This window comes from Leptospira weilii serovar Ranarum str. ICFT (assembly GCF_000332415.1).
Classification (GTDB): Bacteria; Spirochaetota; Leptospiria; order Leptospirales; family Leptospiraceae; genus Leptospira; species Leptospira weilii_A.
Window position 1 is genome coordinate 18,441 of record NZ_AOHC02000037.1, and the last position, 19,900, is coordinate 38,340.

General features: G+C 40.8%; 14 protein-coding genes. 8 read left to right on the forward strand and 6 right to left on the reverse strand.

Annotated elements, in window-relative coordinates; translation table 11 throughout:
- Positions 1–57: 57 nt before the first annotated feature.
- The 3 genes from LEP1GSC060_RS11055 to LEP1GSC060_RS11065 all read right to left on the reverse strand — a co-directional run bounded on the left by LEP1GSC060_RS11055 (position 58) and on the right by LEP1GSC060_RS11065 (position 4,142).
- Positions 58–1,551, reverse strand: coding sequence for an HD-GYP domain-containing protein (locus tag LEP1GSC060_RS11055; RefSeq protein ID WP_003004805.1), 1,494 nt, complete (start codon positions 1,549–1,551; stop codon positions 58–60).
- A gap of 342 nt (positions 1,552–1,893) precedes the next feature.
- Positions 1,894–3,363 carry an HD-GYP domain-containing protein gene (locus LEP1GSC060_RS11060; RefSeq protein ID WP_003004662.1) on the reverse strand — a complete coding sequence of 490 codons (1,470 nt, stop codon included), beginning with the start codon at positions 3,361–3,363 and terminating at the stop codon, positions 1,894–1,896.
- Positions 3,364–3,527: 164 nt separating this feature from the next.
- Entirely contained in the window at positions 3,528–4,142 is a 615-nt protein-coding gene (locus tag LEP1GSC060_RS11065) for an ACT domain-containing protein (RefSeq protein ID WP_003004417.1), read from the reverse strand.
- A gap of 182 nt (positions 4,143–4,324) precedes the next feature.
- Between LEP1GSC060_RS11065 and LEP1GSC060_RS11070 the strand changes: the two genes are divergently transcribed.
- Both LEP1GSC060_RS11070 and LEP1GSC060_RS11075 read left to right on the forward strand, forming a co-directional pair.
- Positions 4,325–6,148: an ABC transporter ATP-binding protein gene (locus LEP1GSC060_RS11070; RefSeq protein ID WP_003004170.1), complete on the forward strand. Its 1,824-nt coding sequence runs from the start codon at positions 4,325–4,327 to the stop codon at positions 6,146–6,148.
- Positions 6,149–6,198: 50 nt separating this feature from the next.
- Positions 6,199–6,597: an SET domain-containing protein gene (locus LEP1GSC060_RS11075; RefSeq protein ID WP_003004707.1), complete on the forward strand. Its 399-nt coding sequence runs from the start codon at positions 6,199–6,201 to the stop codon at positions 6,595–6,597.
- On the opposite strand, the gene LEP1GSC060_RS11080 is transcribed toward LEP1GSC060_RS11075, so the two are convergent.
- Together LEP1GSC060_RS11080 and LEP1GSC060_RS11085 are read right to left on the reverse strand one after the other, a co-directional pair.
- On the reverse strand, positions 6,586–7,812 hold the full coding sequence (locus LEP1GSC060_RS11080) for a DUF3095 domain-containing protein (RefSeq protein ID WP_003004913.1): 1,227 nt from the start codon (positions 7,810–7,812) through the stop codon (positions 6,586–6,588). The genes LEP1GSC060_RS11075 and LEP1GSC060_RS11080 overlap by 12 nt on opposite strands.
- 268 nt (positions 7,813–8,080) lie before the next feature.
- On the reverse strand, positions 8,081–10,123 hold the full coding sequence (locus LEP1GSC060_RS11085) for a sigma-54-dependent Fis family transcriptional regulator (RefSeq protein WP_003004510.1): 2,043 nt from the start codon (positions 10,121–10,123) through the stop codon (positions 8,081–8,083).
- Positions 10,124–10,569: 446 nt separating this feature from the next.
- Between LEP1GSC060_RS11085 and LEP1GSC060_RS11090 the strand changes: the two genes are divergently transcribed.
- On the forward strand, positions 10,570–11,352 hold the full coding sequence (locus tag LEP1GSC060_RS11090) for a TPR end-of-group domain-containing protein (RefSeq protein ID WP_003004105.1): 783 nt from the start codon (positions 10,570–10,572) through the stop codon (positions 11,350–11,352).
- 212 nt (positions 11,353–11,564) lie between these two features.
- Positions 11,565–13,406, forward strand: coding sequence for an ankyrin repeat domain-containing protein (locus LEP1GSC060_RS11095; protein WP_003004781.1), 1,842 nt, complete (start codon positions 11,565–11,567; stop codon positions 13,404–13,406).
- 121 nt (positions 13,407–13,527) lie between these two features.
- Here the strand turns inward: LEP1GSC060_RS11095 and LEP1GSC060_RS11100 are convergent, their stop codons facing one another.
- Positions 13,528–15,633 (reverse strand): hypothetical protein, encoded by a 2,106-nt coding sequence (locus LEP1GSC060_RS11100; RefSeq protein ID WP_003004529.1) that lies wholly within the window; start codon positions 15,631–15,633, stop codon positions 13,528–13,530.
- Between LEP1GSC060_RS11100 and LEP1GSC060_RS11105 the strand changes: the two genes are divergently transcribed.
- From LEP1GSC060_RS11105 to LEP1GSC060_RS11120, 4 genes are all read left to right on the forward strand, one after another.
- A complete protein-coding gene (locus LEP1GSC060_RS11105) occupies positions 15,632–16,747 on the forward strand; it encodes a lipocalin-like domain-containing protein (RefSeq protein WP_003004803.1) in 1,116 nt (371 codons plus the stop codon). The genes LEP1GSC060_RS11100 and LEP1GSC060_RS11105 overlap by 2 nt on opposite strands.
- 105 nt (positions 16,748–16,852) lie before the next feature.
- Positions 16,853–17,863 carry an ABC transporter permease subunit gene (locus LEP1GSC060_RS11110; protein WP_003004605.1) on the forward strand — a complete coding sequence of 337 codons (1,011 nt, stop codon included), beginning with the start codon at positions 16,853–16,855 and terminating at the stop codon, positions 17,861–17,863.
- On the forward strand, positions 17,860–18,903 hold the full coding sequence (locus tag LEP1GSC060_RS11115) for an ABC transporter permease (RefSeq protein WP_003004395.1): 1,044 nt from the start codon (positions 17,860–17,862) through the stop codon (positions 18,901–18,903). The genes LEP1GSC060_RS11110 and LEP1GSC060_RS11115 overlap by 4 nt, the downstream gene beginning before the upstream one ends.
- Complete coding sequence (locus tag LEP1GSC060_RS11120; RefSeq protein ID WP_003004526.1) at positions 18,900–19,889, forward strand: ABC transporter ATP-binding protein; 990 nt, start codon at positions 18,900–18,902, stop codon at positions 19,887–19,889. The genes LEP1GSC060_RS11115 and LEP1GSC060_RS11120 overlap by 4 nt, the downstream gene beginning before the upstream one ends.
- Positions 19,890–19,900 lie beyond the last annotated feature (11 nt).

A 19,900-nucleotide genomic window follows, 5' to 3' on the forward strand; every position in this document is an offset into this window, starting at 1 on the left:
AAAAACAAGGGAAAGCTCAGGGATAAAGCGAGTTTCTAAAGGAATCCTTCGGTTTTGTCAGGCCACGGAACGAGGTGCGGTTCCTCTAAAACTTTGATCGACTTTCTCATAGAGATTCGGTTCCAATTCGGGATCGATTACATAGATCACCCTTCTCGGATCCATACTGTTGTTCAGATCGAAAACCGCCTTCCTTCTATCCTGACGGAAAGAATGGGGATCATACCCTTCGATTTTAATCTTTCCTTTGTTGGTGATTACGGGTCGGATCGTTCCGATTCTTTCCAAAAGCGGTCTTGTTTGATGTTTGAAAATTTCTTTGATCACGCAGGTTTCAAAGTGAACCTTTCTTTGAGAATCCATCGAAACGACTATGATGTAATCGCCCGGATTGAGAACGCTTCTGTTCTCGCAAAGACTCAAACCCATTAGGTCGAAAAAATCTCGGACGATCTTTTCATTGTAAGAAAAGAAACTGTTGTTCAAAATCAACTTCATAGCGGTCAGAGAATCGTACGCAGACCGCCATTCTTGATCGGAAGTCAGAGAAGCGAATTCTCCCGAAATCGAAATGATTCCGGGATCCTCGTCCGTATAAGAATTGCTGAGTATATGATGAATTTGTTTTTGAATGTCCTCGATGAGAACGTGTTTCGTTTGATCGTCCTTATATTTCTGAAGATACTCGGTTAATCTTCGGAGGATGATATTGTTGGAAGGATAATTGTTATTCAGACCTTCGCCGCGGAAGGTTCTGTGGCTGTTGAGTACGGCGGATTTGACTTCCGAATCGATTCCGTTTAAATTTCCGATCATGAGATAACTGATGATCGGATGGTTTTTGATATAATCGAATTCTTCGGGACGAAGATTGGAATGATTGGGCAGTTTCATTCTGGACTTGCCTATATCCACCATAAAGGAAGCAAGCATAACGTTCAGTTGTTTTGCCTTTTGAATCTCGTTATCGGTTTTGCTAAGAGCCTTCATTCCCCTCAGCTTCATCGCCATCGAAATCACGGTACGTTTTGTCATCATCTCGGAATCCGTTTTGATTCCGCTCTGCCTCATCACTTCGATTACGTTCACAAGGCCCAGTTCCATATCCGAACTTGTCTTGAAGTCGGTAAGAATATCGTCGATTCCCTTTTGGACCATACGAATATTATGATTGCTTAAAGGAAAGTGTTTGAGTTCTTCCAGAAGATCGGAAGCATCTCTCGCAAGAACAAGCGTAAGATCGGCATTTACGAGTTTTGTAAACGAAACTTCCCTTCCGTGAACCGCATCGGGATTTTTCGGTTTGATAAATTTATCCTTTTCCGATATAAGAAAGTAAATCCCTTGACTTGCGAATTTTTGAAGCCTCGTAACGTCCTCTTCGGATGCGTCCGACTTTTTGTGAATTAGGATTTGCCCGTTTTTATTATAAAAATCGACCGGAATTTCGCTCTGACTGATAAAACTTTTGATCATATCGGAACTGAATTCGAACTTTTCCAAAAGTTCCCTATTGACCGAATGCGAGTTATGAGCCGTGTTAGAACTCATTTTGAACCTGCCCCAAAGCCCGAAAAATGTAGGAACTCCCCATCCTGATTTGGGACAAACGTTTTATCCGATACCGCCGGTTATTTTTCGAAAAAGAATCGTATAACATAAAATCCTTTAACACCTTCTTTAGGATAATGAACTATCCGACTGGAAAAAAATTATTTATTAAACGTACATTCTAACTCAAAATCCGTTGGATTCAAAAATAATCAAAAAATTATTTCCAAAGAATTCGATTAGAAGTTCTATATAAGATGACTGATAACGTGAAAAAACGCGGCGATCTACGGTTTAAACGGAGTTTTTATGTAAATTGATCGTTATTTTTTAGAAATCGGTTCAGGCGCTTTCTTTTGGAATTTCGCCGGTTTGTTTGGTCAATTCTTCGTAAAGGCCGGCATCCATGTAGGGGTCCAAGACGTAGACGATTCTTCTGGGATCCTGATTTTTTTCGAGATTGTAGACCGCTTTTCTGCGATCGAGTTTTAACGAAGAAATGTCGAATCCGGAAATCCTTAGTTTTCCCATATTGCTGAAATTCGGCCGAATGGTTCCGACCCTTTCCAGCATGGGGCGAATCTGAGTTTTATACATTTCCCGAATGATACAAATCTCGAAAAACACTTTTTGATTGGAATCCTGAGTAACCACGATTACGAAATCCCCTTCCCGAATAAAAGGTAAGTTATTGCATAAAGAAAGACCGATGTGATCGTAAAAATCCCTCAGCGTCTTTTCATTATATGCAAAAAAACTGTTATTCAAAATCAGCTTCATCGCGACCAGAGGTTCGAACGCTTCCCTCCATTCCTGTTTCGTGGTCAAAGAAGCGAATTCTCCCGCGATGGAAATGACTCCGATATCTTCCATGGGCAGATTGTTGGTGAGAATATTTCGTATCTGTTTTTGAATATCACTCACCAAAACGGTCCTTTTCAGATCGTCCTTATATTTTTCCTTATAAAGATTGAGTTTATGAATGAGAGCCTTCGGTTGAGGATAATTATTGTTCATCCCTTCGCCTTTGTGAGGACGATGGTGATTGAGAACCAGAGTTTTGATGTTATCGTCCAGGTCCGGAAGATTAGCGATCATAAGATAACTGATGATCGGATGATTTTTGATATATTCGAATTCTTCCGTTTTCAGATCCTTCTGAATCGGAATTTTCATCTGAGTATAACCGACATCCGCGAGATAGGAAGACATCATCAGATTCATCTGATCCAATTTTTTCTGTTCCATGTCGACTTTGGTAAAAGCCTTTCCCGCTCTCACCTTCATCGCCATCGCGATTACGGTGCGTTTCGTAAGTATTTCGGAATCCATCGGAACTCCCGCGTTACTCATAACCTCGATGATGTTGACCAACCCGTTTTCCATATCCGGCGTAGATTTAAAATCTTCTAATATTCCGTCGATGGATTTGTTGAGGTTTCTTACCTGACCTCCGTTGAGAGGGAATTTTTTTAATTCCGATAAAAAGCTGGAAGCGTTTTTTGCAAGATCGACAGTCAGTTCGGAGTTGACCAGTTTCGTAAAACTGACGTCTCGGCCGTTTACGTTATTCGGTCCCGAGTCGGATTTTCCACCGGCAATCTTTTCAAATTCGGATTTTAGAAAATAGATCCCCTGACTTTCAAACCTTAATAATTTTGTAATGTCTTCTCCGTCCGCATTTTCCTTTTTATGGATGAGAATTTGTCCGTTTCTATTATAGAAATCGACGGGGATGACGCTGTTGATCTTAAAGTGTTGGATGATCTCTTCTGTAAAATCGAATTTCTGTAAGTCTTTTTGGGCATCCATGAGAATAATCTTAAATAGTGAAATTTACTTTGGGGATATAAGTATGCGAACTAACGCTGATTAAAAATAACCGTTCAAGAATTCCATTTTTAATCCATGAAAAGCGGGAATAAACCGTTTGCACCGAATATTTTTATACGATACGAAAAAAATTATTTTACCGATTATTTCCAGGAGGAATTCAAACTGATTTCGAGTATATTTCGGCTTACGCGATCTTCTAAGGAAGAACCTGCAAAACCTCCTCCTTTTGTATCGGAAAGTATAAACGTATCTTGAGCCCGATTTCCGGTTCGATCCGTCCGAATCGTAGCCGAATGAATGTTAATTCCGTTTTCTTTGAGAACTCCAGTAACAAAGTAAAGGAGACCTTTTCTATCGGGAGCCTCGAGGGAAAATTTGGTTTTAGCGCCCGATTCTATATCTTTGAATTCCAACTTGGAATCGGCACCGAGATGATAGGTATTTCTGATATCGATCTCGCTTGAGTGATGAATGATTTCTTCCAAAGCAAAATCGTCCGTGAATACGGAAGACATAAGAACTCCCAATTTGGAAGCCTTGATTTTAGAATCCGTTTCATCCGATCTTAACGTAAAAATATCGTAACTATAAGGATGGCCTTTCTCTTCTATCGTTTCAATATCGCCGGAAACGATTTCCCATCCCATAAAGAACATCGCTTTCACCATTTTATGAAGAGTACCCGGAGCCGTTTCGGATGTTTTTAACGTAACCGTATAGAATCCGTCTTTCTCTTTATAGTGAAAATGAATCATTCTATATAGACCTGGTTACAAAGATAATGTCCGTTTCAAAAAAAACGACTCTTTTCCGGACGTATTCTGTCTCTTATCCGGTGAAAAATTCTTGCCTTGGGGTTTTCGGGAAAAACAGTCAAAGTAGAGTGGAAATGAAAGATATCTGCCGAAAATAAAAGGACGATATTTCCCAAAACGGTATGAAAAGACCCCTCGAATACAATCCGGACCTCATCCAAAAGTCGGAACCTTTACCTCTCGAAAAAGAAAAAGGCTCCGCTAAAAAATGGAAAGCCCCGAATCCGAAAAAGGAAAAGCCGGAGACGGAAGGCGCGCCCGGCCTTTTGATTTTCGGGTTGTTCCGATTTGTTAAAAAATACAAGGGGAGAATTTTCGTTATCATCGGACTTCTCTGTTTCGAAATCGGATTTTATGCAAGTATCCCTTTCAGTTTTAAATACTTAATCGACGAAGCCCTCATCAATCGAAATCAACGCGCACTTTATTGGATCGGAGCTTATCTCGCAATCGGAACGATTACATTTGCGATCTTAGGAACCGTAAGAGATTATCTTTATAACTGGGCTTCCGCAAGAATCATCCAAGACCTTCGATTACAGCTGTATGAACATTTGGATCGATTGAGTTTGGATTTTTTTTCCAACAATAAGTTGGGAGATATTCTTTCCCGATTTTTCAACGACCTCGCGGCATTGGAACACGCGCTTTTAGCGTTTATCCCTTGGGGACTCGGTCCGCTATTGGAAGCGGTTTTCGGAACCATTTTACTTTTTTTATTGGATTGGAAGTTGGCCTTGATCGCATTGTTGATCTGGCCGATCAGTTTTTTAGGCCCGGGATTTTTATCTAGAAAGTCCACGGAAATCAGTTATACAAGAAAATTAGAAGAAGCTCAAGTACTCAGTCTTGTGGAAGAATCCATCTCCGCTCAGAATTTGATCCGGGCTTACGACCTAAGCGATCACTTCTTCAACCGATTCAAAAACAACTGTGAAAAACTGTTTCAGGTTTCTTTACGGCTCGGACTGACAAACTCCTATTTGGAACGTTCCGCTGGTTCGGGAATTCTTTTACTTCAAGGAATCCTTTTGCTCGCGGGAACTGCATTAGCATATAATAATGCTCTCAGCATCGGAACCTTAGCGGCGTTTTTACCTCCGTTCTTAAATTTAAGTTATTCCTTATTGTATCTTTCCCAATATTTACCGGCGCTGAATCACGCAAGCGGCTCGGCAAAACGGATCTTAGAATTGTTACGCGCTCCCGTTTTTGAATCCGATCCGGAAGCATTTTCGATCCCCGAATTGAAAGGAGCCATTCATTTCGAGAACGTTCATTTTCGCTACAAAGGAAGATCGAAAAACCTAAGCGACATCACTCTCACCATTCCCAAAGGAAGTTATACGGCTATCGTAGGCGGTTCCGGAGTCGGTAAAAGCACTTTCATCAAACTTCTTTTGGGAATGGTTCAACCGAACGAGGGACGGATTCTTTTCGACGGTATGGATCTAAATTCCTTATCCAGAAGTTCCGTTCGATCTTTAGTCGGGGTCGTATTTCAAGAAACCTTTCTTTTTAATACTACGATTTTTGAAAACATCCGGATCGGCAAACCGAGCGGGACTCTGGAAGAAGTGATCGAGGCGGCCAAAAGAGCCGAAATCCACGAGACGATTCTTTCCTTGCCTATGGGTTACGAAACGAACGCAGGAGATCGAGGAACCAAACTTTCCGGCGGCGAAAGACAAAGGATCGCGATCGCAAGAGCCTTTTTAAGAAATCCGCAAATTCTTCTTTTGGACGAAGCGACTTCTTCCTTGGACCCGATAACGGAAGCGAGAATCATGAAAACACTTTCTTTATTAAGGGAAGGAAGAACGGTGATCTCGGTCACTCATAGACTTTCCACGATTCGGGAAGCGGATCAGGTTTTTCAAATCCGCAACGGAAAGTTGGAAAAATTTTCGGTCCCCGAACCCGAACAACATGCAATGGTCCTGTAGAATCTTTTCTTACTTGCAATTTTTTTCCCGGCTAAATTACATTTCTTCCAATGCTTTTAGTTCCCACATACATCGCCGATTCTCCGATCGGCGGTTTCGGTCTTTTTGCCGGCCGAGATATTCACAAAGGCGAATTGATTTGGAAATACAATCCTAAAACGGTCTGGGTTTTAACCGATCAAGAATTGAATTCCCTTCCGACTGCCGTTCAAGAAATGTTTCGCACTTATTCCTATCAAACCGAAGGGAAATGGTTCTACTGTTCTGACAATTCCAAGTTTATGAACCACAGCGACGATCCGAATACGAAAGAGGATTTTACGAGCGATCGAACGAATCCGATGGGACAGGATAGTGCGACGAGATCGATTCGAAAAGGAGAAGAGCTTACGTGCGACTATAAACTCTTCGACGATAACTGGAAAATAAAACTGGGTTCAACCTCTTGAAGCTTTGATTTGTTCTTTGAGTTGAGTAGCGGCGAGAGCGTAACCTCCGTCGGCGGAATCCACGAAATGAACCTCTCTCACCGAACCTTCGTGTAAGGCGCAAGTCATCAAAGCCCTATCGGAAACGTGATAACCGTAAAATAGTTTTCCTTGTCTATAAAGTTCGTCCAAAAATTTCAGAAACGATTCTCTGGAACCGGAATCACAAGCGACGACCATCTTTAAGGTTCCGTCGTACTTTCTAAAGTCGGAAGCAATCACTTGCGACTTTCTTAATTCTCTCAGTTCCGCTCCGTTCACTTTCGGACCGAACTTCCATTGTGAATTGATGGCAAAGTTGACCGCAATTCCTTCGATTTTGATTTTGAGCCTTCTTAAAAAATAAAAAATTCCTTTTCCACTTCCGGAATGAACAGTCGCTTCTTTACTAGGATACTTTCCGGACAAATCCACTTTGATTTTTTCTTCTTTGAGAGGATGAATTTCCACGTCGTTCCCCAAAAGAAAGCCGACTTGATCCAAAACAACTTTCAACAATGCCTGATCGGAAGCGGCGCTCGAAGAATTCATCTTAACGATAAACGAAACCGTTTCCCCTCGGTGACTCGGAATATCCTGCCAACGACAAGTAAATCCGGTAAAATCCGGTTTGATCTTGGTTTTATGCGTTAAAGGAATGATATAAGGATTTGTGGAATCGTCGTTTTTAACGAGACTTTCCGCGACATCCAAAGCGTTTCCCGTTAAGATCGCCTGATTATAAAAATCAGAAATCTTTAATTTACAAAGTTTTAATTCTTTTCCGGTTCTTTTCAACTCGCCTACGTTTACGATTCCGGCTCTGAGTTTTAATCCGAAACTGCTTTTCACCAATTCTCGAACCGAAAATAAGATATCCTTCACACCGGAAAGAACGTTATCCGGAAGCAACAACGTCATTCCGTCCCCGCCGAATAAAAACGGATAATCCATATCTTTCATAAGATTGGAAACGGCCATCGCCGTGATACAACCCGCAATGTTTACGTCCTTGTAATGTCCGTTTCGAATCGCATCCGTCGAATTCACAACGTCCGTGATGATAAGATTCCAATCGTCGGGAACGGTAAAATAATTGGAAGGTTCTATGATATCCGTAAAGGAAGAAAGTGTCGGCAGGTATTTATAAAAATTCTGAGTGTTTAACGTGGATTTTTGATCGGCGGTTTGAATCATACTTTTTCACCTAATAACGATTATATTTTATTTCCGTAAAGATCCCGGAAACGAACGATTGCTATCATTGGAAGTTTTGAAAATTTTTACACGTATTTTTTACAGCTTATCCGAAAACCCAAATTTTCCACCACAAAAAGACCCAAAGCGGTCAATAACAGGATTGAGTTTTCATTGCGCGGTTTCTTATGAAAGAAACACGCATAATTGAAATACAATCGAAAGGATCCAGGTCGGCGCCTTTACGCCTTTTACAAGCAATCGAAAATTAGTAATCGATTTTGAGATCCTTGATTTTTTTATCCAAGGTGTTTCGATTGATCCCCAAGAATTTGGCGACTCTTGTTTTCGTGTATTTGAACTTTTTCATGGCGTATTTAATCAAACGAGCTTCCACCTCGCCTACGACAACTTCGATGGCCCTTCCATCCAGAGCGTCCAAATTGGAAGAAGCGAATCTGGAACTGGCGATTTCCACGGACGCTTCCGAATCGCCCGTTTCAGGATCGAAGTCATGATCTCCGTAAAGAAGACGCCCGCTGATTTCGGAGAAGTCTTGGATATCCAACATTTCCAGTTGCGAAAGAACGACCGCGCGTTCGATCACGTTTTCGAGTTCTCGGACGTTTCCGGGCCAATTGTAATTCATCAAAAGTTTATGCGCTTCTCTTGTGACTCCGGTGATTTTTTTACCGTTTTCTTCCGCATACTTTGCGATGAAGTGATTGATCAAAAGAGGAATATCGTCCGCTCTTTCACGAAGAGGAGGAGTGACCATATTCACGACGTTGAGTCTGTAAAAAAGATCCGGTCTGAATTTTTTTTCGGAGATCAGTTTTTCCAAATCGGCGTTGGTCGCGGCGATAATCCTCACGTCGATTTTTTTCGGTTTAACGGAACCGACCGCTTCGATCTCTTTTTCCTGAAGAACTCTTAAGAGTTTGGATTGTAAATTGAGATCCATCTCGCCGATCTCGTCCAGAAAAATCGTTCCCGTATCGGCCATCTCAAATTTCCCTTTTTTATCCGAAACCGCTCCGGTAAAGGAACCTTTCTTATGACCGAACAGTTCGCTTTCGAGCAGGTTCTCGGGGATCGCCGCACAGTTGATTTTAATAAACGGCTTGTCCGCGCGGGAAGAATTGTAATGAATCGCGGATGCGATCATTTCCTTACCGGTTCCGGATTCTCCCGTAATCAAAACGGAAGCGCGAGAATCCGAAACGAGATGAATCATCTCGAAAAGTTTTTCCATCGGTTTGGATTTGCCGATCAAAGAACCGAACTTATATTTATTCTTTAATTCTCTTTTAAGAAGAACGTTCTCTCTTGATATCTCTCTTTTTTCCTCGTCGATCAGTTTCTGAATTCGAATCGCCTGATAGACTACGGACGCAACTACTTGCAAAAAATCTAAATAAGTTTTTAAATCGATGTATTTCTTATGAACGAAATAAACGCTTACCACTCCCAAAACGTCCGTATCGGACTTGATCGGAGCCGCAAGAAAACTAACGTTCTCGGGATTATTCTTAAAATGAGCGGCGTTGCCCACGCGGTTCACAAAATTTTCGTCGTTTGCGATCGATTCCACGATGATCGCCTCGCCCGTTTCAAAAACTTTTCCGGTAACTCCTTCTCCGGGAAGATAAACCCCTTTTTCCATTTCTTCTGCGGTTAAACCGGAGGCTGCTTCGAGTTTCAAAATCGCTTTTTCCGCTTCGAAAAGAACGATACTTCCCCGCTCTAAGTTTAGGGATTTTTCCAAGCGATCCATGATGTCTTCGAAAATTTCCTGAAGAACCAAAGTGGAAGTAACGGTTCTGGAAATGTCGATCAACACCTGTTGGATTTTATTCTTTTGTTCGAGTTGTCTGAAAATTTGTAAGTTCTTAAAAATCTGAGCGGCCTGATTGGCAAGAGTTGAGATAATTTCCAGGTGTTCTTCGTTGAAAGCGCCTTTACGACTCGAATCCAAAGAGATAACGCCGATCACTACGTCCTCTACGATCATCGGAACCGCAAGCTCCGACATAATATCGTCCTTTATGGAAATGTAATGTGGATTGGCTGTAACGTCGCTGACGATCATACCTTCGCCGGACGCCGCAACAATCCCGGTAATTCCTTCTCCGACTTTCAATTTCACTCTGGTTCGAACGGAAGGATTCATACCTCGGAAAGTCACGATATCCAAAACGTTCTCTTTTTCGTTGATCAACATGAGAGAACCCGAACCGACTTCGCAAATCTGAATACAACGCTCTAGAATCAAATCCAGAAGTTTATCCGGATCCAAAGTAGAGTTCATAGCGGTTGCAACTTCTTGTATAGATCTTAAGGGACTTGGCTTCACATATCCTGACATGCTTAAAATTTTTGCGATTTGACAATTTTGAGGTCAATCTAATTTTTATTTTTCGCTTATTTATAAAGCTATTTTTTAAAAAATGCTGATTAATATTTAAACTCAACTGAGTTTTCTGTTTCTCAAAGTTTTCAAGCCTCCCTCAGCAGAAGACATAATACCTCGCTACCTAACCCCCCGAATCACTAGAATCTCGACCGCATGGCGGCCGCCACTCTCACTCGAAACGTTGGTTATCATTGGGAGCGAACGCATTGGTTTCCGATTCGCCCAAACTTTGTTATACCGAATTCACGTTCAATAGAACACCTTTGGAAAAAACACTTTGAGGGATAAACCGTTAAATTCATTTACATATCCTTAAAAAAAAGTATTTTGACTCGAATCTTATGAAAACCGATTCAAACAAAATTATTTTTTTGCTAATCCGAATTCCTCAATATTTTTTTTACTTCTTTCTCATCCTTTCGAGTGTTTCCATACAATCCGAAGATACTAAAAATATTGAGCAGGAAAATTCGAACACACAAGGTTTCATCGAGCCGGAAACTCCGGAAGGAGATCTTGTATCTCATTGGAGAAAAGAAACCAATCGAACCTGGAAAACCTGGATCGAAAGCGAAAATACTCCTGGGGAAAGCCAAGCAAAATCCGAGTTTGATTTCACATACTTTCAATGTGTAAAATTTTATTCGCAAGAATCCGATGGGGCTAAATCGGAATTAAAAGACGAGGTTTTACATTGGACCAGCGATCATTTCAATCAGAGTTTGAATTTACGAAAAATGGAGCGTGCGGGGTATATTCTAAAATCATTTTATAAGGTCAGTCGTACGATCGGAATCGGAAACGGAACCCATACCGGCGTCGATTCGCAAAATGAATACAATACACAAGAATATTTTGCAGGAGATATAATCGCATATATGCATGAAGTAAAGGACTTCCAATATGAACCTTTTATGGAAACGCTGATCCCGCCGCAAATTACCGATAGTCGACTCGCTTTCAATCTAGCCTGTTTGAACTCTAACCGAGGTAAAAAACAGGAAATGCTAAAGTATATGAAAATTGCACTCTCCTTGGGAAAACCGAAAAGTCATTTCAAAGGAGAACCGGAGTTTAAAAATTTTTGGAACGATCGGGATTTTTTAAAACTGATTCGGGAATAAAGTTTCAAAATCAAATTAAAAAATTATAATTTTCTATTCGTTCCCGGTCTGTCGATCAATCGGATTTCTGAGCCTGTCCCAAAACTTAAAACAATCGCAGAGATTTGCGGCCATTCCGATAAAATCGGACGTTTTGGGACAGACTCTTTGTATCGTTTTATTTTAAAAATTAATTTCGAGTTTATTTTGAAACACTTTCAACGGAGAATAAAATGTTAGACGGAATCTTGGATCTTTTGATGGATCGAAATTTTTTATCGGAAATACAATTAGCCAAAAATAATACGAGTCGATATGAGGTTGATAAGGAAGAAGAGAAATCATCTCCCCAAAAAAATCTTTTAGTTTATTCCATTTCAGTCGGAGAATTGAAAACCGCAAAGTCTCTCATTGATTCCGGTTCCGACGTCAATTCCACCGATGAAACGGGAAAAACTCCTTTGATCGCCGCTTCTCAAGTCGGTTCATTAGAAATTGCGAAACTACTTCTGGAAAAAAAAGCAAAAATCGACTCCGTAGATAAGGAAGGAATGTCCGCGATATTTTACGCAGTGGGGAAAAACCGAACGGAAATCATCGAGCTTTTGATTTTAAAAGGGGCGAATCTAAATTTAAAGAATTCGAGGGAAGAATCACTTCTTTATCTGGCGGTAAATAATTATAACTTTCGGATTGCAAAATTACTACTCAATAAAGGCTCTCAAATCGATTCAACCAAAAACGATAAAAACGTTTTAGCTCTATCGGTTCAAAGAGAAAGATCCGACTATGATGAAGATGGGGAGGAGGAACAGGGCGAACAGAAATTTACAAAATTATTATTGAGTAAAATCAAAGATTTTAGTTACAAAGATTCCAGAAATTGCAACTATCTTTGTCTATCAATCAAAGCCGGAAATTTTTCTATCGCAAAACTTTTATTGGAGAAAGGTGTTAGTCTCGACGAAAAGGACAATGATTCCCTTACCGCATTGGGAATCGCTTTAAAAGAAGATCAATTTGAAATCGCCAAATATCTCATAGGGAAAGGAGCTAACGTAAACGTTAAGGATCGTTACAATCAAACCCCTTTGATGATTGCGATTCAAGAACGTAAAACGGATTTAGCGGAACTGATTATAGCCAAAGGAGGAGATCTTCATGTGAAAGACAACGAAGGTTATAGCCTTTTGGCGATCGCTGCCAAACAGGGAGATAAATCCATGGTCGAACTATTGCTGGAAAAGGGTTCGAATTTAGACGATCTGGGTTCGGTCAAAACTCACGGTAAAACGGCTCTAATGGTCGCGGTTGAAAACGGAGACGAACCCTTAGTTCGTTATCTTTTGGACAAAGGAGCTCAGATCGATCTCGCGAGCGGAGCGTCCGAATATTCTAAAACCGCGTTGATGTTTGCAATTCAAAACAATCATATCGGAATCGTAAAATTACTGTTAGAGCGAGGAGCCAACGTAAATATAGAAGATAAAAAAGGTTATAACGCAATGACCTATGCGATCGAAACCGGAAATGCAAATTTCATCGAGTTATTGTTATCAAAAAATTATCCGATCCATTCTAAAAATCGATATGGCAAAACTCCGCTTATCTATGCGGTCGAATACGGATCCTTGTCTTTGACCCAGTTATTGATTGATAAGGGAAGCGATCTTCATCTTCGGGATAACAACGGGCAAGGTGCGATTTTCTATGCGACTTTAAAAGGGAATTTCGCGATTTTCAAGTTGCTCGCCGACAAAGGTGCCGATCTCAATGCAGTCGACGTGGAAGGCCGATCTTTGTTGATCTATGCGAGCAATCGCGGAGATAATAATATCGTCGAATACCTGATTCAAAAAGGAGTGGATCTAAACGTACAAGATAGAATCGGAAAAACGGCTTTGATGTTTGCGGCAGACAAAGGGTTTAAGGAAATTGTGAAAATTCTAATCTCCAAAGGAGCGGATCCGAAAATTTACAATAACGCCAACATGAACGCTTTGCAGTACGCGCAAAAAAACGGTTATAAAGAAATTATAGAATTACTGACTTCTACTAACAAACAGCGAGATTGAGTTTTTTAGTTTCTGCTCCGATCAACAAATTGATGGATCGATCGAAAAACGGCTTTCTTTCGTCATTTCAATTTGTTGATCTCGCTTCAATCGCTTTCGCATTTGTTATACCGAACTCACGTTAATGATTTTCTATTTTCAAAACACAAGCTCCTCGGATGGGAAATTGTATTACATTCTTTGCAAATTTGAACTCGCTCCATGAAGTTCCGAGACCGCCGCCTTCCATTGCTTCGCAAGATTTTTCCGACACTATAAACCAATCCTCTTTGGATTGAGAATTTATAATGAAATTGAATTCTTCCTTTTTCCGTTTTTCTCTCACCTCTTGGCGGTTGATAAAACCGGCACGATAAAACGAAAGAGTAATATCCGGTCGATTGTGATGTTCCAATGGAAGCATATTCCATAAGACGGAAGGACGATTTACCGTTTTAAAAAGGACTTTCTCCGCGTCCTCCGCGGTAAAAAACAAACTACGGTCTACGCCTGAAAAACAAAGATTGGTCCTCTCCCAAATATCGGAATGTTTACAACTCCAATATCCTAAAGTAAACATTAAGAATATAGAATATATAAAAGAGGATAAAATCCTTGCCCGTTCATTTGAAAATTCCTCGTAACAAAAGATTCCGATCGCGATCAACAAAGCGGGATAAAGATGATAGATATGTCTGGGCTGGTGATTCGGCGTCATCAATGTAAGTCCCAAAATCGAAACAAACACCGACAAAAAAAGAAAAAACGAAGCGCTGACTTCGCGCTCTTTTAGATAACGAAAAATTCCAAAGACGATTCCTAAAATCAAACCGCCGCATAAGATCCATCCACCATAAGGAGCATAAAAAGAATTTTCTGAAATTTCTTGGAAATACGTAAGACTAAAAATCGAATCATCACCTTGTCCCGGCATCAAACCCGCACCCTGCGCGTGTTGAATCGTACTGCTCGAACTTGAAAATCGATCCGGATGCAACAAAACCCAAGAACCGATCGGAAGAATTACATATGTCCAGAAATACTTCCAAACAAAAAGATTCTCATATAAACTGGAGTCGTTATGGGCTGCGTTATCTGCAACAAGCGGGGTATCGATTTCTTTGTCCTGATCCAAGGAAAAAAAGTCAGAATCTCTTCCAATGTTTTCTTTCCAAATATAAAAAATTTTCCAAAGCGTAACGCTGATGGAAATCCAAAATATCAAAACTCCCGCATAACGCAAAAACGCCTTTGTCTTTCCGGGTAAAACGTCTTTGGAAAAAATCACGGAAACAAAAATGAAAAAAACCGCAAGTCCGATCGGAATCAACGCGCCCCATCGGATTCTTTTGAAAAAATTCCCTTCCGAAAAAACGGAATTTTTTTGCTCCGACTTGTTTTGAAGAAAAGAATTTCCGTTTAAAAACAATCCGTAAAAATTCAAAATTTTGAATATGAATCGTTTCGTTTCATCGAAATGAAACGTAATTAAAAACAAACAACCGAAAAAAATAAAAATATAACCGTACGGATATTTCGTATGAAACAAAAGATTAACGCTGATACATAAAAACCATGGCGAATAGGCAGCGGTAGTACGGAATTCATCCGATCGAGATTGGGAGTTATCCCGTTTTGTATCTTTCTTTAAAAAAGAAATCGAGTCGCGGGATGAATTTAAAAATCGATCTCTCTCAAAGAAGCGCCTTTGCAATTCCCAAAAAGAAAGAATCGCAGGAAGAAAAAAAAACGCTCCTTGGATTTCCAACATTCCCGAAAACGAATAATACATAAATCCGGGATTCTGCAGCAATCCGGCCCAAACGAGTGGAAACAAAACCGCGGACACAACCCAACGTTTCGATTTGCTAAAGCGAAATAAAATCCAAGGAACGATCAAAAAAAGAAAAATCAATTCTCCGAATGTGAATAGTGAAACCGGAGTTCCGCCCGATCCGAACCATAATAGGATCATCGCTTCCGGAAAATTTCTTAAAACGGGCCAAGTGGGAGAATCAAAGGTTAACTTTGCGACCGTCCACAAATCGAAAGATCGAAACGCCTCCGCGAATCGGATCGAAGTTACCAGTCTTGCGTCCGGATCCCAAGTTAAAAAGTTTTGATTGGGACAGAACGATAGAAATTTCAAATAGAGTTTATGGAAATAGATTCCTAAAATAACGAACTGTGGTAAAAAAAGTCCTAATGAAAAAAATTTGGAAGAGCGGATGTTATCAAAAAATTGCATGATCTTTAAGAAGAATCATTACGGCTTTCTTCATAACACGGTCAACCTTCTAATCGGAATCCATTTTTTAATCCCTTTTTTTTTCTCACTTCAAGCCGACGACCGCCCTTTTGTTTTTCCAAAAGACCACTCTTTTCATCCCAAACACAAAGTGGAATGGTGTTATTTTGTCGGAGTTCTGCAATCTTCCGAAGGAAAAAAATACGGATACGAACTCAGTTTTTTCAAAGGAAATTTCGGAAAAAACAGGGAAGTTTTTCCGGTTCATTTTGCGATCTCCGATTTGGAAAATAAAAAACACAACATCTCTCAGACCATCGAACGCAAGTTAGGCGGAATGGCGGGTTACGATTCCGAACAAATCTTCAGCGGCGACTTCGTTCTCAAAATCGAAGGTAAAACAAAATTTCATCTGATCGCAAAACCCAAAAACACTTCCGGACTTTCTTTGGATTTATTTTTAAGCGGCAAAGACTCGGATCTTCTTTTACACGGAGACAAAGGTAAGTCGATCAAGAGCAGAAGGAATCCGGATTTCTATTCTTATTACTACAGTATTCCCCGCTTATCCACTCGGGGAGAATTGACTCTATATGGAAAAAAAATCCGGATCGAAAGCGGCAACTCTTGGATGGATCACGAATGGAGTAGTCCTTTCGATTCGACTCGGCAAGCCGAACTTTCGGACAAATCAAATTCCTGGGACTGGATTTGCATTCAACTCGAAGACGGAAGCGACATCATGGCTTTCAACTTCAGAGATACACCGAATTCAATCTCCGAAAGTTTTGCGACCCTTCGTTTAAAATCCGGAGAGAAAACATACTTTGAACAAGAAGGAGAGATTGTGTTGGTCCATGATTCCTCCCTTTGGACAAGTCCAAGAACAAATCAAAAATATCCGCTTGTTTGGAATCTTTTTACTCGTGTTTTTTCTCAAAAAGAATCGGCGCTTCATCTTATAATCGAACCTTTCTTTGAAGATCAAGAATTCGATTCTCGTATTACTACGGGATTTAGTTATTGGGAAGGAGCCGTAAAGGTTCAAGGAACTAGAGGAGGAAAAGCCGTTCGCGGAATCGGCTATCTGGAACTCAAAGGAAACCGAGATTAAAATTTAAAACGATCCGACCGTGCAATTCTCTTAACAATTGAAATTCTTTTTTGAAAAAGGCTTTGTCTTAAGATCCGATTCCTTGAAACTGTTTTCGGAAACGAAATGAAAAAATATTTCCTAAAACGATTTCTTTTGATCATTCCAACGTTATTGGGAATGACGTTTATCGTTTTTTTAATTTCTCATTTCGCACCGGGTGGTCCTCTGGAAACGGAGATCGCAAAAATTCGAGGTTATGCGAATTCTCAAGGTGGAAACGCGAAAACGATTTCGGAAGAGGAAATCGACATCATCAAAAAAAGATTACACTTGGATCAACCCGTAGGAATCGCGTATCTTTATTGGCTCAAAGAAATTCTCGTTTTCAATTTGGGAGAATCCAGACTTCACACTCGACAAGTATCGGATCTTATCTTGGAAAAACTTCCCGTATCTCTTACCTTCGGCCTTTCCGGATTTTTACTTTCTTATCTCATCTGTATCCCTTTAGGAATTTCAAAGGCGCTTCAAAACGGGGAACGTTTCGACATCGCTTCCAGCGGAATTATTTTGATCACGTATTCGATTCCGGTGTTCGCACTTTCCGTTTTACTTCTTTATATATTCGCTTCGGGTGAATTGTTATCCGTCTTTCCATTGGGACACGAGGTTTCGGACGAGTACGAATCTTTTACTTTCTGGGAAAAAGCCGCAGATCGGATACAACATATGTTTCTTCCGGTGATCTGTTACGTTTCCGGTTCCTTTGCGGTCCTCACGTTGCTTATGAAAAATTCTCTTTTGGATCAGATTTCCAAAGAATACGTTCGTACGGCGCTTTCCAAAGGTTTTAGTTTTAAAGAAGCGATCTTTAAACACGCGTTTCGAAATTCTTTGATTCCGATCGCAACCGGATTCGGAAATAATCTCAGTCTTATCTTTGCGGGATCTCTGGTGATCGAACTCGTATTCAACATAGACGGAATGGGGCTTTTGAGTTTTCAAGCGGTTACGGAAAGGGATACCGATCTGATGATGGGGCTTTTACTCGTACAAAGCCTTCTTTCGTTAACGGGAAATATTCTATCAGATTTTTGTTATGTACTAGTCGATCCGAGGATTCAGTTCGAATGATCCTAAGTCCGATTCTAAAAAAAAGATTTCAGAAATTCAGAGCGAACAAAAGAGCCTGGTACGCTCTGAATCTATTAATGATTTCTTATGTAATTTCCCTATTTGCGCCCCTTATCGCCACCAATCAACCTTTGATCGTAAGTTATCAAGGCAAACTGCATTTCCCTATTTTTTCTTTTTACCCCGAATCCGCGTTCGGAGGGGAAAACCTAACACCTCCGAACTACAAAAAACTTTCGCAAAGAGAGGATTTTACATCGGGTCCTAACCGGATTTTTTTCGCTCCGATTCCATACGGATCCAACGAAGACAATTTGGAAAGTTTGGAAGAAGGCGAAACTCCACCTTCTTCTCCGAACCGTAAACACTGGCTCGGAACGGACGATCGAGGCAGGGACGTTTTTACGAGGGTTTTTTACGCGTACAGAAACGCTTTGAGTTTCGGGCTTATATTAGTTTTTCTTGAACTAGCGATGGGTTCTTTGATCGGGGGAATACAGGGATACTTCGGAGGAAAAACGGATATTATAATGCAGAGAATCGTGGAAATTCTTTCCGCGATTCCTTTTTTGTATTTGATACTGATTGTCGGAGCATTTTTCGGAAGAGGTTTTGCCGTACTTTTGATCACCTACGGTGCGTTGAGTTGGATCGGAATTTCTTATTATATGCGAGGAGAATTCCTCAAACTCAAACAATTGACTTACGTGGATTCGGCAAAGGCGTTGGGAGTAAGTTCGTTTCGAATCATGCTTCGTCATATTCTCCCCAACGCGATTACACCTTTGGTGACTTTTTTACCGTTCACGCTTATCGGATCGATTTCCATTTTGAGCGCGTTAGACTTCCTTGGGTACGGAATTCCGGCGCCCAATCCGTCCTGGGGAGAAATGATCGGGCAAGGAAGGGAACGACTCGGCGCATGGTGGTTGATCACATTTCCCTCGGCGGCGCTTTTTATAACGATTTTATTCACTTCGTTTATCGGAGAAGGTTTGCGAGACTCTTTTGATTCCAGAGAAAAGGCGGTGTACGAATGACCGCTTCCTCTTTACTTCAAGTTAAGAATTTTTCACTGGATCTTCTTTCGGAAAATCGATGGCTTCCCGTTCTTCAAGATTTGAGTTTTGAAGTAAGACCGGGGGAAATTTTATCGCTCATCGGAGAATCGGGTTGCGGTAAGTCGCTCACTTCTCTGGCTCTAACAAGATTAATTCCTTCTAATATTACAAAAATTAAATCCGGCGAAATTTTATATCACGGAAAGGATCTTTTAAAAATTTCTTCGGAAGAATTGAGAAAAATCCGAGGGAAGGAAATCGCATACGTTTTTCAAGAACCCTTTGCCGCTCTCAATCCTTTGTTAAAAATTCAAGATCAAATGACCGAAGCGTATTTGATGCACGTTTCTTCCAACCAAAAGGAGGCTCTGGAAAAAGCGGAGTTTCTTCTTTTTTCGGTCGGGATCACGGATATTAAACAAAGATTATATTCTTATCCGAACCAGATGAGCGGGGGAATTTTGCAAAGAATCAGCATCGCAATGGCTCTTATGTGCGATCCTACGCTTCTTATTGCGGACGAACCGACGAGTGCGATCGACGTAACGATTCAGGCGCAATTGGTGGAACTTCTTTTGAATCTTCAAAAACAAAACGGAATGTCCATCTTATTCATCTCGCACGACTTCGGACTCGTGGGAACGATCGCGGACAGAATCGCAGTGATGTATGCCGGAAGAATCGCCGAAATCGGAGATACGGATTCCGTCATCGATTCACCTAATCATCCTTATACGGAAGATTTACTTCGATCGATTCCTTCTCTGGCAAAGTCCGTCGAAGATTTACAACCGATCCATGGAATCGTTCCTTCTCCGGATCAATATCCGATCGGATGTCATTATTCGACTCGTTGTCAAATCGCAGTCGATTCTTGTAAAGAAACTAAACCGGAATTGTTTTCCATACGTTCGAGCGGAGAACCCCATCTTTCGGCTTGTTTCCTCGCAAAAAATCGGGAATAAAATCAGAACGA

What these genes read in the sequence shown, in the direction of transcription:
- LEP1GSC060_RS11090 (WP_003004105.1), top strand. Translation starts at nt 10,570, where the DNA reads ATGAAAACCGATTCAAACAAAATTATTTTTTTGCTAATCCGAATTCCT.
- LEP1GSC060_RS11095 (WP_003004781.1), top strand. Translation starts at nt 11,565, where the DNA reads ATGTTAGACGGAATCTTGGATCTTTTGATGGATCGAAATTTTTTATCG.
- LEP1GSC060_RS11115 (WP_003004395.1), top strand. Translation starts at nt 17,860, where the DNA reads ATGATCCTAAGTCCGATTCTAAAAAAAAGATTTCAGAAATTCAGAGCG.
- LEP1GSC060_RS11105 (WP_003004803.1), top strand. Translation starts at nt 15,632, where the DNA reads ATGATCTTTAAGAAGAATCATTACGGCTTTCTTCATAACACGGTCAAC.
- LEP1GSC060_RS11060 (WP_003004662.1), bottom strand. Translation starts at nt 3,363, where the DNA reads ATGGATGCCCAAAAAGACTTACAGAAATTCGATTTTACAGAAGAGATC.
- LEP1GSC060_RS11120 (WP_003004526.1), top strand. Translation starts at nt 18,900, where the DNA reads ATGACCGCTTCCTCTTTACTTCAAGTTAAGAATTTTTCACTGGATCTT.
- LEP1GSC060_RS11070 (WP_003004170.1), top strand. Translation starts at nt 4,325, where the DNA reads ATGAAAAGACCCCTCGAATACAATCCGGACCTCATCCAAAAGTCGGAA.
- LEP1GSC060_RS11080 (WP_003004913.1), bottom strand. Translation starts at nt 7,812, where the DNA reads ATGATTCAAACCGCCGATCAAAAATCCACGTTAAACACTCAGAATTTT.
- LEP1GSC060_RS11075 (WP_003004707.1), top strand. Translation starts at nt 6,199, where the DNA reads ATGCTTTTAGTTCCCACATACATCGCCGATTCTCCGATCGGCGGTTTC.
- LEP1GSC060_RS11055 (WP_003004805.1), bottom strand. Translation starts at nt 1,551, where the DNA reads ATGAGTTCTAACACGGCTCATAACTCGCATTCGGTCAATAGGGAACTT.
- LEP1GSC060_RS11100 (WP_003004529.1), bottom strand. Translation starts at nt 15,633, where the DNA reads ATGCAATTTTTTGATAACATCCGCTCTTCCAAATTTTTTTCATTAGGA.
- LEP1GSC060_RS11065 (WP_003004417.1), bottom strand. Translation starts at nt 4,142, where the DNA reads ATGATTCATTTTCACTATAAAGAGAAAGACGGATTCTATACGGTTACG.
- LEP1GSC060_RS11110 (WP_003004605.1), top strand. Translation starts at nt 16,853, where the DNA reads ATGAAAAAATATTTCCTAAAACGATTTCTTTTGATCATTCCAACGTTA.
- LEP1GSC060_RS11085 (WP_003004510.1), bottom strand. Translation starts at nt 10,123, where the DNA reads ATGAACTCTACTTTGGATCCGGATAAACTTCTGGATTTGATTCTAGAG.